The following is a 12345-nucleotide window of genomic DNA, read 5'->3' as shown; positions in this document are numbered from 1 at the left end:
GTATGTTACAGACTTTTAAGAGCAATCTGCTAAAAGAGGCCCAGTTAGTGTTTGCCCGCTACGGCGTCACCCGATTATCGGAAAGCGAGTTGATAGAGGCTCTGCACGTAGCACCAGCTACTTTCTATGGCATGTTTCGCGACAAAAACGACTTAGTCGTGCAGGCCATGGCCTACGATTTGGAGCGGCAAAAACAGGAGCACCAGGAATTGTTCGCTAATTTCTCGACACCCATCGAGCGTCTATTAGCAGTGTGTACGCACGGCTATAATGAGATCAGTAAGGTGACGGGCAGTTCCCTGCTCGAGGTTCAGCACCTGCATCCCAAAGCCTGGAATATGATGCAAGATCATTTGAAAAACTACGGCTTTCTGATGCTCCGCGACCTCATACAGGAAGGAGTAATTCAGCAGCAGCTGCGCCACGATATTGATATTGGGCTGGTAACCAAGATATTAATGGAGATGCTGAATATGGCTTTAAACCATGAGCTTTTCCCTCCCGACCAATACACCCGCTCAGAAGTGATGCGTAGCGGGTTCTTCTATTACATGCGGGGCCTGTGCACCGATTCGGGCCTGCGCCTGGTGTCTAAGCATTTTGCTAAGCTGTAAAAAGCCCCCAGCCAATAGCGGGCAGTGGTGCAAACGCTCAAGTAATCAGCGCCTTAACCCGGTTGTATGCAAAACATTATCTTCTTCGGTGATAGCCTCACGGCTGGCTACCAACTACGCGCCAGCGAAGCTTTCCCCGCCCTGATTCAGCAGCGCCTTGATACGTTGAAGCTGCCTTATAAAGCGCTGAACTATGGCGTGAGTGGCGATACCACGGCGGGTGGCCGGCACCGCGTAGCCAGCGTGCTGGCCCGCCAGCCCGTCGATGTGTTTGTGCTGGCGTTGGGCGCGAATGATGGTCTGCGCGGCATTCCGGTTCGCGAAACCACCCAGAACTTGCAGGAAATAATGGACGCTGTGAAGCTTAAGTACCCCGAGGCCAAGATCGTGCTGGTGGGCCTGGAGTTTCCCTTCGACTTAAGTGCCTTTGGCAGCCACCAATACGGCCGCTACGCCGCCGAATTCAAAGCGTCTTTCCGCACGCTGGCCGACAAAAACAGCGTGGCCTTTGTGCCGTTTCTGCTGCAAAATGTGCTCGGCGTGCGCGCCCTGAATCTGCCGGATGGCGTACACCCCAATGCGGAGGGACATAAAATTCTGGCGAATAATGTATGGGCTGTATTGCAAACGGTTATTCAAACTGCAGATCAAGCGAGCTAGTCACAGCAAGGCGCAAAATCGAATTCAATAGACGGTCATGCTTCGCTGCGCTCTGCATGACAGCCTTATGTGAAAAAAGCCCCCAGATTAGTTCTGGGGGGCTTTTTTGTCAAGCATCGATGAATTACGCTTTGTACATCAACTCGTAGTACTCCGTAGCCATGCGGTGCGATTCGAACGTGGGTTCAACTTCGCGCATACCAGTTTTTACTACTTCCAGAAATTTCTTGGGCTGGTCGTAGTAGAGGGGCACTATTTCATTTTCCAATACCGTCAGCAGGCTGTCGGCTTCGAAGTCGTCCTTGTCGTGCTCGGGGCGGTTGAGCTCGGCGTGGGGGATGATAAAGCCGTTTTCGCCGTGGCGCACAAACTCCGGTATCCAGCCGTCGGCGATGCTGAGGCTGGCGCTGGCGTTCATGGCGGCCGTCATGCCGCTGGTACCCGATGCCTCACGGGGGAAGCGGGGCGTGTTCAGCCAGATATCCGAGCCCTTCTTCATAGCCGCGGATAAAGCCAGCTCGTAGCCGGTGAGCACCGCGCAGTTTTTGAACGGGCGGGTTTGTCGGATGATGTCGTTGAAGAGGTTGATGGCGCCGTAGTCTTTCGGATACGGCTTGCCGGCCCAAATCACCTGCACCGGCCGATCAGGATTGGAAACCAGCTTCTTAAAGCGCTCAAAGTGACGCAGAATCAGGTCGGCGCGCTTGTAGCCGGCAAAGCGCCGGGCCCACACCACCGTCAGCGCGTCGGGGTCGAGCAAGGTGCCGGTTTGGTCGGCTACGATGTCAAACAGCTGCTTTTTCAGCTCGCGCTTACGGGCTTTCAGTGCCACGTCGTCGTTGGCGGCCAAGGCCTCATGCAGCTCCTGGTCGCGCCAGTAAGTGCCGTTTTGGGAGTTGGTGATGGGAATGATAGGGCAGATGCCGGCATTTTCGCCCCACATCTGATTGGCCACAATGCCGTGCACTTTCGATACGGCATTGGCTTTGCGCGAGAAGCGCAGAGCCGTCAGCGTGTAGTTCAGGCGGTCATTTTCTACGCCGGCCACGCGGGTTACTTCCTCGGCGGGCACGTTACCGAAAAAGCTCATTTTGGCGAGCAGCTTCATGTCGTGCTCCTCGTTGCCGGCCAGCTCGGGCGTGTGCGTGGTGAATACTAAGCGCTTCTGTACTTCTTCCAGCTTGCGGCCGTGCTTGTCGTAGAGGTAAAAAGCCAGCGGCAGACCATGACCTTCATTAAGGTGATAGGTGTCAACCTTCACGCCTAGCTCATCCAGCAGCTTGCCGCCGCCCACACCCAGCAGAATGGACTGGGCCACGCGGGCGGCCGTATCGGCGTCGTAGAGGTGATGGGAAATGGTGCGTGAGATGAAGTCGTTCTCCGGAATATCGGTGGTGAGGAAGAACATGGGCGCCGTGCCGAAGGTGTCGGGGCCAAATACATGGCCTTCACTTTCACTTCTACATCGTGAATAATGATGGGAAACACGAGGCCGGTGTCTTCCAGGAAGGAATAATGCTTCTGGCGGAAGTCGGCGCGCATGGTTTGGTCCTCGTTGCGGCCTTGGTCGTAGTAGCCGAACGACCATAGAATGCCGATGCCAACCAGGTTCTGCTTCAGCTCATAGGCCGAGCGCATGTGGGAGCCGGCCAGGAAGCCAAGGCCACCGGAGTAGGTTTTAAGGGCTTGGTCCAGACCAAACTCCATAGAGAAATACGCGGCCTGGGGGGCAAATTCGGGGGCGGGCGTGTACGGGTTGAATTTGAATGCCATAAGGGGAAAATCGGAATGAAATGGTAGGGGGCGGGCCAAGCTCGGCCTTAGCGGCGGCCAAGGTCAGCATTTCGTTTCAAAAAAAGCGGGAGCCGAACCAATTGTTCGGCTCCCGCTGGTAAGGCAGGATCGGGAGGATGATATGATTTAGGAGTGACTGTGCTCTAGCTTTTTGAGCTTTTTGTGGGTCTTTTCCGAAATATGCAGTTGGCGCTCCACCGCCGTACGGATGGCAGCGGGCAGGGTTTTGTCGTCGAGGGCATCCTGGTAAGCTTTCAGGGCCCATTCTTCGCCGTACACGTTGGAGCCCAGAATGGCTTTCTCGTCGGAGCCGGTGATGAGGGCTTTGGCGTCCATCCAGCCGCGGTAGAATTTGCCCTTGAGCGTGGTGCCGGTTTCGGGCTCGCCGCCCAGCTTGCGTAGATGACCGTTCAGCTCACTGGCAAACTGCTGGCTCTGACTCACCAGCTGTTTATAATAGCCTTGCAGCTCGTGGTCCTTGGTTTCCTCTACCGCTCTTTTGTAGCCTTCGATTCGGTCGTTTACGAAGAGCAGCAGTTCATGCAGCGTGTCGATGGGGTCGGTGGTTTCGGTAGCCATAGTGTTGAGTAGTAAGGGTAAAGAATAAGTTAATGCCCAACGAAGCAGGTAGAAATAGCAAACGGAGACGGGCAGAAAGAGTTGGCATGGTGAGCAGGGCTCTGGCAGGAAGTTGTCTTCCTGACCGGCTCATAAACAGAAGGTAGTACCCAATACCCGACCGCGGGATTAGGAATGCTTCCCGGGGCCAGCTACCCCACAGGAGCACAGCGTTTTAGAGAACTCAAAAAAGCCCCCCAGCCCAGGTGGGGGCTTTTTTCTTACCTTAATAGTGCCCATAAGGACAGCCGCTAGCACTAGCGTACTTTCCGAATGTGCTTACCTTGCTGCCCCACTCACGCCTATTCCTGCCAACCATATGAAATTTATTCGCGTTTTGCTTCTGCTCACCTCTGGTTTGCTGGCAGCTACCTCAGCCGCTGCCATCGCCGGGCCCGAGGTAGCCTCAACCACTGAATCGAAGAAAAAAGCTGGCCCCATCACCCGCATCGACCCCACGTTTTGGTGGGTGGGCATGAAGAATCCGAAGCTGCAGCTGCTGGTATATGGCCCCAAAATCGGCGCCAGCAAAGTAAGTTTGAAGTACGACGGCGTGACTCTGGATGGCACCCAAAAGCTGGAGAATCCGAACTATCTGCTCGTTAATCTGACCATAAGTGCCAACACCAAGCCGGGCAAGCTACCACTGGAGTTTCAGGGCGAGAGAAAGATTAAATACGAGTACGAGCTGCGCGCCCGCAGCACCGAAGCTGGTCGTGTACAAGGCGTTACCAGCGCCGACTTCGTGTACCTGCTCATGCCCGACCGCTTTGCCAACGGCGACCCCAAGAATGACGTGGTGAAAGGCACCATGGTAAACCGCGTGTCGCGCGACTCTATGTACGCCCGCCACGGCGGCGACCTAAAAGGTATCGAAGACCACTTCGATTACCTTAAAGAACTGGGCGTCACGGCTATCTGGCCCACGCCCATCGTCGAGAATGACATGCCCAAGGCCAGCTACCACGGCTATGCCCTCACCGACTACTACGCCGTGGACCCCCGCTACGGCACCAATGAAGACTACGTGAACTTCGTGCGCAATGCCCACCGCAACGGCCTGAAGGTGATTCATGATGTGGTGCTCAACCACATGGGCAGCAAAAACTACCTCTACCTGGACCAGCCGGCCAAAGACTGGTTTCATCAGTGGCCCACTTTCACGCGCGGTAACTACCGCGACGGCACCGTGAACGACCCCTACGCGTCGGCCGAGGACCGCAAGCTGTTCAATACCACTTGGTTTGACACCACCATGCCCGATCCGGCCCAGGAAAATCCGCTGGTGGCCACCTACCTCATCCAGAACTTCCTGTGGTGGGTAGAGTACACCGGCCTCGACGGCTACCGCATCGACACATACCCTTATTCGGAGCCTGGCTTTTTGATGAAATGGGGTAAAGCCATTCAGGACGAGTACCCGCAGCTGGGCATGTTTGGCGAAACCTGGGTGCAAGCCGCCGAAGGCGTAGCCCAGCAAGCCTACTGGTCGCGCAATGCTTTTCCGGCCGTCAATGGCTTCAAGAGCAACCTGAACGGCGTCACTGACTTCATGCTGTATTATGCCATTCAGGATGCGCTGAACAAGGAGGCCGGCTGGTCGGAGGGCATTTCCAAGATCTACTACACGCTACAGAGCGACTGGCTGTATGAGAATCCGAACCGCAATGTGGTCTTTCTCGACAACCACGACCTGAGCCGAATCTTCTCGGTGCTGGGCGAAGACGTGAGCAAGCAGAAAATGGCTCTGACCTGGCTGCTTACCTGTCGCGGCATTCCGCAGCTGTATTACGGCACTGAGATTCTGATGAAAAACTTCTCCAACCCCGACGGCCTCGTGCGCGCCGACTTTCCGGGGGCTTTCCGGGGATAATGTGAATAAATTCACGGCCGCCGGCCGCACAGCGCCTGAGCAAGAGGTGTTTACGCTGGTAAGCAAGCTGGCCAACTACCGTAAGGCCCACCCGGCTTTGCACAGCGGTAAGCTCATGCACTACATCCCGGAGGATGGCGTGTACACCTACTTCCGCTACAACGATAAGGGCGAAACAATCATGGTGATGATGAACGCCAACAAGCAGGATAAAACCGTGGCTGGGGGGCGTTTTGCCGAGCGCCTGACCGGTTTTACCTCCGCAACCAACGTGGTTTCGGGGGCTACTATACCAGACTTGAAAACGCTGCGTATTCCGGCCCAGACGGCTTGGGTGCTGGAGTTGAAGCGGTAAGTTCTGATGTTTTTAGCCCGCAGAGGACGCTGAGATTTATATGATTGATAGCTAAGAATATAGCTTAATGATCTGTATCTTGAAACTCCCATATTGCGAAAGGTCAAGAGGTTACAACAATAGCCTTTGTCTCAGGCGCCTTCTGCGAGCTAAACCTAACAGAACGATATGACCGACCTCACCGATAAAGTTGCCATCGTCACGGGGGCCAGCCGGGGCATCGGCCGGGCTATTGCGTTGCTGCTGGCCATGCAGGGGGCAAAAGTGGTGTGCGTGGCCCGCTCTGCCGACGATCTGCTCGATGTCGCCCACAAAATCAACGGCCTGGCCGTGCCCGCCGACATATCGGATGAGGACGATGCCCAGAACATCGTGGAAGTGGCCCTGCGCCACTACGGCCGCCTCGATATGATTATCTGCAACGCGGGCGTCGGCAGCTTCGACCTGCTCGAAGACGTGGATGCTGCTGAGTGGGACCGCATCTTCAGCGTAAATGTGAAGGGTACTTTTCTGGTGTGCAAAGCGGCCGCGCCTCACTTTAAGCTGCAAGGCCACGGTCATATTGTGGGCATCGCCTCCGATGTCTCAAAGCGCACCTTTGCCACCGGTGTAGCTTATGGCGCCAGCAAATACGCTCAGGATGCCGTACTCAGCGCCCTACGTAAGGAAATGCGTCCGCATGGCGTCAAGGTTAGCACCGTCTATCCGGGGCTGGTCGATACGTATTTCAACGGTTCTCAGCCCGACGGACCCGAAGCTGAGAAAACCCACCTCCGGCCTATCGATGTAGCCCAAGCGGTACGCTACATCTTGGAAGCGCCGCCCCATGTAGTAGTTGATGAGCTCATGCTCCACCCTCTCACGCAGGACTACTAAATGATTGATAGTCAAAGATGTAATTTGATCAGATAACAGTTGCTTTCTCCGCTACAAGGGCTGTTGTATAGCATCAACTATCTATCTTCCTATCTTGCCTCTCTATGCACAAACTTCTACCTATTGCCGCTTGCGCGCTGGCATTAGCCGCGTTCCAGCTTTCTCCTTCGACATCTTCCATTTCCGTGACCGATACTACTACGCTGCCGGACCCCAATACCACCGACGAAACTCCGCAGGATAACAAACTCGTTATCTACCAGTTACTGCCCCGCTTGTTCGGCAATAAGAAGACCGTGAACAAGCCCTACGGCACCAGCGCCGAAAACGGCACCGGCAAATTCAATGACATCACGGCGCCCGCGCTTCAGGCCATTCGCGATATGGGTGTTTCGCACGTGTGGTACACGGGCGTTATCGAGCATGCTACCATGTCCGATTTCACCAAGTTCGGCATCCCGCTCGACGACGCTGACGTGGTAAAAGGCCGCGCCGGCTCGCCCTACGCTATCAAGGACTACTACGACGTGGACCCCGATCTGGCTGTGGACGTGAAAAACCGGATGAAGGAGTTCGAAGCTCTGGTGAAGCGCACCCACGATAACAAGCTCAAGCTCATTATCGACTTCATTCCCAACCACGTAGCCCGCACCTATAAGTCGGATGCCAAGCCGGCGGGCGTGGTGGACCTGGGCGAAAAAGACGATAAAACGAAAGGATTTGCCCCCAGAACAACTTCTATTACCTGCCCGGCAAATCCTTGGTCGTGCCGGCTTCCTACAACCCGCTGGGCGCAGCAGCAGGGCCAAAAGAAGATAAGAAGTTTGCGGAGAACCCGGCCAAAGTCACCGGCAACGACGTGTTTTCGGCCACGCCCAGCGTCGATGACTGGTTCGAGACCATCAAGCTCAACTACGGCGTCGATTACCAGAATGAGCGTCAGAAGCACTTCGAGCCCATACCCGATACGTGGAAGAAGATGCGCGACATCCTGATTTTCTGGGCAAAGAAAGATGTGGACGGCTTCCGGTGCGACATGGCCGAAATGGTGCCCATCGAGTTCTGGGCCTGGGTAATTCCGGAGGTGAAAAAGGTGAAACCCGACCTGGTGTTCATTGCCGAAGCCTATGACCCCAAAGTGTACAAGCAGTACATCGCGCAGGGCAAGTTCGACTTCCTCTACGATAAGGTAGGCCTGTACGACGGCTTGCGCCGCCTCATGCGCGGCGAAGGCACCACCGACGATATCACCAAAGTCTGGAAGGAAGAAAGCCGCGGCTTTAGCTCTCATATGCTGCGCTTCCTGGAAAACCACGACGAGCAGCGCATCGCCTCCCGCGACTTTGCCACTGACCCCCGCACGGCCATTCCGGCCATGACGGTATCCGCCACGCTGGCCACAGGGCCCGTCATGATTTACTCCGGGCAGGAAGTGGGCGAGCCGGGCCGGGGCGCGGAGGGCTTCAGCAGCGAGGATGGCCGCACCACCATATTCGACTATTGGGGCGTGCCGGAGCACCAGAAATGGATGAACGGCGGCAAGTTCGACGGCGGCCGCCTCAGCGCCGAGCAGCGCCAGCTGCGTGCGTTCTACTCGCGCCTGCTCAACCTCACGGCCACCTCCGACGCCATTCGGCGCGGCACATTCTATGAGTTGCAGGATGCCAACAACCTCAGCAAAGAGTACGACCAAAAGCAGATCTACAGCTTCCTGCGCTACACCAACAAGCAGAAACTACTGATTGTCGTTAACTTCAGTCGCGACAAAACCATGCAGCCTACCATCCTTATTCCCAAAGAAGCGATGGCGGCTATGGGCCTGAATACGCAGCAGCAGTTCACCTATACCGACTTGCTCAACGAAGCTCCTCCAACCGACAATCTCTACCTGACTTTGGCCCCGCTCAGCGCCTATGTGTTTGAGATTAAGCTCAAGCAGTAGCAATATCTTTCCTTTGTGATGAGGACAAAGAAAGGAGAACCAGGAGTTTCTGAACTAACTAATACGCCCCACCACAATTCCCACCCATCATGGCAAGCAGCCCGTTGTAGCCACCGCTAGTGCCCGCGACAAACCCCGCCTGAGCTTCTGGCAAATCTGGAATATGAGCTTCGGCTTTCTGGGCATTCAGTTTGGCTTTGCGCTCCAGAATGCCAACGTAAGCCGCATCTTCGAGACGATGGGGGCCGACGCCGACAACATTGCTTTTCTGTGGCTGGCTGCCCCTGTTACGGGCATGCTGGTGCAGCCCATTATTGGCTACCTCTCCGACCGTACCTGGAGCCCACGTTGGGGCCGACGGCGGCCATTCTTCCTGATAGGGGCCATTTTGGCCTCGCTGGCGCTGCTGGCCATGCCCAACGTAACCGCCCTGTGGATGGCCGCTGGTATGCTCTGGATAATGGACTCCAGCATCAATATCAGCATGGAGCCCTTCCGCGCTTTGGTTGGCGACTTGCTGCCTTCGGAGCAGCGCACGACTGGTTTTGCGGCTCAAACCTTTTTTATCGGCGTAGGAGCCGTGGTGGCCTCGTCCTTACCGTGGATGTTTACCAATTGGTTTGACGTACCGAATACTGCCCCCGCCGGCCAGATTCCGCAGTCGGTGAAGTATGCGTTTTATATGGGTGGGGCGGCTTTTTTCCTGGCTGTGCTCTGGACGGTGCTGCGTACGCGGGAGTATCCACCCGAAAATATGGCGGAGTTTGAGGAAGAAAAACGACGCAACGCTGGCTTTTTCAATGGCGTGCGGGAGTCATTCGCAGGCATTTTTGCCATGCCCAAAACCATGCGTCAGCTAGCGCTGGTGCAGTTTTTCTCCTGGCTGGCTTTGTTTTCCATGTGGATTTATACCACGCCCGCCGTTACCAGCCACATCTACGGCACCACCGATGCCACCTCCAAGCTCTACAACGAAGGCGCCGACTGGGTGGGCATTTGCTTTGCCGTGTATAATGGCGTTTCGGCCATTGCGGCCCTGTTGCTTCCTTACCTGGCTCGCGCTACCAGCCGCCGCTTCACGCATATGCTGTGCCTGGTAGCCGGCGGATTAGGGCTGATTTCGATCTATTTTATTCAGGACCCAAATATGCTGCTGCTCTCCATGCTGGGAGTAGGTGTGGCGTGGGCCAGCATTTTGTCGGTGCCTTACGCCATGCTGGCCGGTGCGCTGCCGGCCAACAAAATGGGCTATTATATGGGCGTGTTCAACTTCTTTATTGTGATTCCGCAGGTGGTAGCCGGCCTGATTCTGGGATTTTTCACCAAGAATGTATTTGACGGCGAATCCGTCTATACCCTCATTCTGGGGGCATTTCCATGATTATCTCCGGCCTGCTCACCCTGCGCGTGGATGATGCCGATGACGTCCGTATTCCGGCTAAGGAGCCCGTTGTACTGGGTACTCCCGCTTACGACGCCCCAGTGGAAACGGATCCGCGTTTGTAAGAGCGTCTGCTCAACTTCATAAAAAAGCCCCCCAGCATGCGTAAAGCGGTGCTGGGGGCTTTTTTATGACAGCTGAGCTAATCGAAGCAGTACCATCTGATGTGCGGCTCCGTATTAGTACGTGAATATCAGGCATTAAAATCAGCATTTACCCAGCAACACTGCCCCCAAAACTGACCGTATTCCTTTAATCTATCCGGCCGCATTCCTGCCCTGTGCAGTTGAGCGCGGCCTGTTTTTATTAAAAGGGTCGTTTATGGTAATTGCTGCGGTTTTCTTTGGGTTGTTTTTCAGTTTATGTGCGCTCATTCTGCTCCGCGTGCTGCGCGTGCAGCCCATTGCCCCCATAAGTACGGCGCGTCCGAAAGTGAGTATTCTGATTGCCGCCCGCAACGAGGAAGCTATTATTGAGCGCTGCCTCACCTCCCTTACCCGCCTCAATTACCCACCCGAGCAGCTCGAAATCCTGATCGGCGACGATGCTTCTACCGACAACACCATGGGCGTCGTGCAGCGTTTTATTGCGGATAAGCCACAGTTTAAGCTACTTCCAATCCGGCACCGATTGGGTACGGCCAAGGGCAAAAGCAACGTGCTGGCTCACCTGAGCCGGGCTGCCACCGCCGATATTTTCCTCATTACCGACGCCGACATGGCCCTGGCACCTGACTGGGTCCAGACCATGCTGGCGGCGGCTCCCGCCGGCGTAGGTGTAGTGACCGGTGCTACTACGGCTGATGGCAGCTTATTTGGTCGTTTGCAAGGCCTCGACTGGCTGTTTGGCTTGAATATCATTCGTCTGCTCACCGAAATGGGCCAGCCCGTAACCGCTGTGGGCAACAATATGCTCGTCACCCGTGAGGCTTACGAATCAATTGGCGGCTACGAGGCGCTGGCGTTCAGCATCACGGAGGATTTACAGTTGTTTGCCCAAATCGTAGGGCAGGGGTGGGGCTACCGCAACCTCATGGACCCGCGCACGCTGGGCGTATCAGTGCCTCAGCCGACGGTCATGCACCTGCTGAGGCAGCGTAAGCGCTGGATGAAGGGTGCCACGCGCCTGCCCTGGCAGCTGTCAGCGCTGTTTAATTTGTACGGCCTGTTTTATATGGTCCTGTACTGGCCCGGCTTCCTTGCTCCCGCATTGATTGCCAGCCTGTTTACTGCCAAGCTTGTGCTACAGACGCTATTCCTGCACATCACCTTGCGCCAGGTCGGACGCCGCGAAACGTTGGCGGTGTTGCTGCTCTACGAGCTGTACCTATCCGTGATGTCGGTGGCTGTGCTGACTTATACACTGTGGCCGAGCTACATACAGTGGAAAGAGCGGCGCTACCGGTGGGCTGAAGGTTAGGCCTCACTCCAATCAAATGGCGCGGATTACACGTTTGAAAACCGCGCTGGGGGGCAAAATCCGGCCTTGGCTTAGACGCCGCCCATATGCAGCCATTGCTGCGCGGGGTGCTCTTCGGTAAACACTTGAATAACAGCGCCCTGCTGTAAGGCCAACGGAAAAGTTGGCTCCAGCAAAGCCAGGCGCTCCCGGATAAGCTCGCTATGATAAGGCGTTACCAGATAAGCAATGCGGCGCGGAACATGCGGCAATGCCGCTCCCATTCGGCTCCGGAACTCCGTTAAAACCCAAGAAAATTCTTCGGCCGAGGCCAGGCCCCGGCTGCGCAAATCAATCAGCCACCGCCCCGCACTGGCCGAACGCGCCAGGTGCAGCGCGGCCGTATAGCCATGCTGATGCTCGGCGGTAGACACGGGCCGCGTCCACCGCAGAAAAAGCAGCTGTAAATCGGGCCGGTAAGAGAGACGGAGAAAGTCGAGGTCGAGGGAAAGCATAGCGCCAGATAGCCTGCGAAGATACCGGCATATCCGCGCTTGTCGGCTCTTAGCGGCCACAATCCACCAAAATATTATGGCCTCTGCGCCTGCATATCGCCGCTCCGGCTTTTACGCAATAAGCTCATCCGAAGCGGCTGAAATAGAGCTTGGCCTACAGAAAGTTATGAGCAAAAAGCCCCCAGAATAGTGTCATTTGGGGAATATGGTAAAAAACAGGTAATCTTGGATCAGAGTACGTGCGTCCTTCCGGCACGGC

Annotated in this window: 14 protein-coding genes; 10 read left to right on the top strand and 4 right to left on the bottom strand. The window is 55.8% G+C overall.

The window, feature by feature from the left end; translation table 11 throughout:
• Positions 1–2: 2 nt before the first annotated feature.
• Together H9L05_RS06570 and H9L05_RS06565 are read left to right on the top strand one after the other, a co-directional pair.
• The gene (locus tag H9L05_RS06570; RefSeq protein WP_187733501.1) at positions 3–614 is read left to right on the top strand and encodes a TetR/AcrR family transcriptional regulator; all 612 of its coding nucleotides are present in this window, start codon (positions 3–5) and stop codon (positions 612–614) included.
• A gap of 66 nt (positions 615–680) precedes the next feature.
• Positions 681–1274, top strand: coding sequence for an arylesterase (locus H9L05_RS06565; RefSeq protein WP_187733500.1), 594 nt, complete (start codon positions 681–683; stop codon positions 1272–1274).
• A 124-nt stretch (positions 1275–1398) separates the two neighbouring features.
• Here H9L05_RS06565 and glgP read toward each other — a convergent pair whose 3' ends face one another.
• The 3 genes from glgP to H9L05_RS06555 form a co-directional block, all read right to left on the bottom strand.
• Complete coding sequence (gene glgP / locus H9L05_RS23305) at positions 1399–2217, bottom strand: alpha-glucan family phosphorylase (protein WP_223284920.1); 819 nt, start codon at positions 2215–2217, stop codon at positions 1399–1401.
• Positions 2218–2537: 320 nt separating this feature from the next.
• Positions 2538–3047, bottom strand: coding sequence for a hypothetical protein (locus tag H9L05_RS23300; RefSeq protein ID WP_223284778.1), 510 nt, complete (start codon positions 3045–3047; stop codon positions 2538–2540).
• 147 nt (positions 3048–3194) lie between these two features.
• On the bottom strand, positions 3195–3647 hold the full coding sequence (locus H9L05_RS06555) for a ferritin-like domain-containing protein (RefSeq protein ID WP_187733499.1): 453 nt from the start codon (positions 3645–3647) through the stop codon (positions 3195–3197).
• 358 nt (positions 3648–4005) lie between these two features.
• Here H9L05_RS06555 and H9L05_RS06550 point away from each other — a divergent pair, with 358 nt between their 5' ends.
• The 8 genes from H9L05_RS06550 (at position 4006) to H9L05_RS06530 (ending at position 11592) form a co-directional block, all read left to right on the top strand.
• The gene (locus H9L05_RS06550) at positions 4006–5559 is read left to right on the top strand and encodes an alpha-amylase family glycosyl hydrolase (protein WP_223284777.1); all 1554 of its coding nucleotides are present in this window, start codon (positions 4006–4008) and stop codon (positions 5557–5559) included.
• Between the two features lies 1 nt (position 5560).
• Entirely contained in the window at positions 5561–5914 is a 354-nt protein-coding gene (locus H9L05_RS23295) for a cyclomaltodextrinase C-terminal domain-containing protein (RefSeq protein ID WP_223284776.1), read from the top strand.
• Positions 5915–6082: 168 nt separating this feature from the next.
• Positions 6083–6790: an SDR family oxidoreductase gene (locus H9L05_RS06545; RefSeq protein WP_187733498.1), complete on the top strand. Its 708-nt coding sequence runs from the start codon at positions 6083–6085 to the stop codon at positions 6788–6790.
• A gap of 104 nt (positions 6791–6894) precedes the next feature.
• Positions 6895–7785 carry an alpha-amylase family glycosyl hydrolase gene (locus H9L05_RS25940; RefSeq protein ID WP_317175133.1) on the top strand — a complete coding sequence of 297 codons (891 nt, stop codon included), beginning with the start codon at positions 6895–6897 and terminating at the stop codon, positions 7783–7785.
• Positions 7770–8732: an alpha-amylase family glycosyl hydrolase gene (locus H9L05_RS25935; protein WP_317175180.1), complete on the top strand. Its 963-nt coding sequence runs from the start codon at positions 7770–7772 to the stop codon at positions 8730–8732. Before H9L05_RS25940 ends, H9L05_RS25935 begins: the two co-directional genes overlap by 16 nt.
• 163 nt (positions 8733–8895) lie before the next feature.
• On the top strand, positions 8896–10113 hold the full coding sequence (locus H9L05_RS06535; protein ID WP_317175132.1) for an MFS transporter: 1218 nt from the start codon (positions 8896–8898) through the stop codon (positions 10111–10113).
• A complete protein-coding gene (locus tag H9L05_RS25930; RefSeq protein WP_317175131.1) occupies positions 10110–10238 on the top strand; it encodes a hypothetical protein in 129 nt (42 codons plus the stop codon). Before H9L05_RS06535 ends, H9L05_RS25930 begins: the two co-directional genes overlap by 4 nt.
• Before the next feature lie 256 nt (positions 10239–10494).
• The gene (locus tag H9L05_RS06530) at positions 10495–11592 is read left to right on the top strand and encodes a glycosyltransferase (protein ID WP_187733497.1); all 1098 of its coding nucleotides are present in this window, start codon (positions 10495–10497) and stop codon (positions 11590–11592) included.
• 71 nt (positions 11593–11663) lie between these two features.
• Here H9L05_RS06530 and H9L05_RS06525 read toward each other — a convergent pair whose 3' ends face one another.
• A complete protein-coding gene (locus H9L05_RS06525; RefSeq protein ID WP_187733496.1) occupies positions 11664–12086 on the bottom strand; it encodes a hypothetical protein in 423 nt (140 codons plus the stop codon).
• Positions 12087–12345 lie beyond the last annotated feature (259 nt).

The sequence above is a fragment of the Hymenobacter qilianensis genome (assembly GCF_014489555.1).
Classification (GTDB): Bacteria; Bacteroidota; Bacteroidia; order Cytophagales; family Hymenobacteraceae; genus Hymenobacter; species Hymenobacter qilianensis.
This window is presented reverse-complemented; position numbering and strand designations above follow the sequence as displayed.

Bases quoted from the DNA above. Each gene is read 5' to 3' on its own strand.
- H9L05_RS06545 (WP_187733498.1), top strand. From the start codon at position 6,083: ATGACCGACCTCACCGATAAAGTTGCCATCGTCACGGGGGCCAGCCGG.
- H9L05_RS06535 (WP_317175132.1), top strand. From the start codon at position 8,896: ATGAGCTTCGGCTTTCTGGGCATTCAGTTTGGCTTTGCGCTCCAGAAT.
- H9L05_RS06570 (WP_187733501.1), top strand. From the start codon at position 3: ATGTTACAGACTTTTAAGAGCAATCTGCTAAAAGAGGCCCAGTTAGTG.
- H9L05_RS06565 (WP_187733500.1), top strand. From the start codon at position 681: ATGCAAAACATTATCTTCTTCGGTGATAGCCTCACGGCTGGCTACCAA.
- glgP (WP_223284920.1), bottom strand. From the start codon at position 2,217: ATGTGGGGCGAAAATGCCGGCATCTGCCCTATCATTCCCATCACCAAC.
- H9L05_RS25935 (WP_317175180.1), top strand. From the start codon at position 7,770: ATGCGCGACATCCTGATTTTCTGGGCAAAGAAAGATGTGGACGGCTTC.
- H9L05_RS06550 (WP_223284777.1), top strand. From the start codon at position 4,006: ATGAAATTTATTCGCGTTTTGCTTCTGCTCACCTCTGGTTTGCTGGCA.
- H9L05_RS23300 (WP_223284778.1), bottom strand. From the start codon at position 3,047: ATGGCATTCAAATTCAACCCGTACACGCCCGCCCCCGAATTTGCCCCC.
- H9L05_RS06525 (WP_187733496.1), bottom strand. From the start codon at position 12,086: ATGCTTTCCCTCGACCTCGACTTTCTCCGTCTCTCTTACCGGCCCGAT.
- H9L05_RS25940 (WP_317175133.1), top strand. From the start codon at position 6,895: ATGCACAAACTTCTACCTATTGCCGCTTGCGCGCTGGCATTAGCCGCG.
- H9L05_RS25930 (WP_317175131.1), top strand. From the start codon at position 10,110: ATGATTATCTCCGGCCTGCTCACCCTGCGCGTGGATGATGCCGATGAC.
- H9L05_RS06530 (WP_187733497.1), top strand. From the start codon at position 10,495: ATGGTAATTGCTGCGGTTTTCTTTGGGTTGTTTTTCAGTTTATGTGCG.
- H9L05_RS06555 (WP_187733499.1), bottom strand. From the start codon at position 3,647: ATGGCTACCGAAACCACCGACCCCATCGACACGCTGCATGAACTGCTG.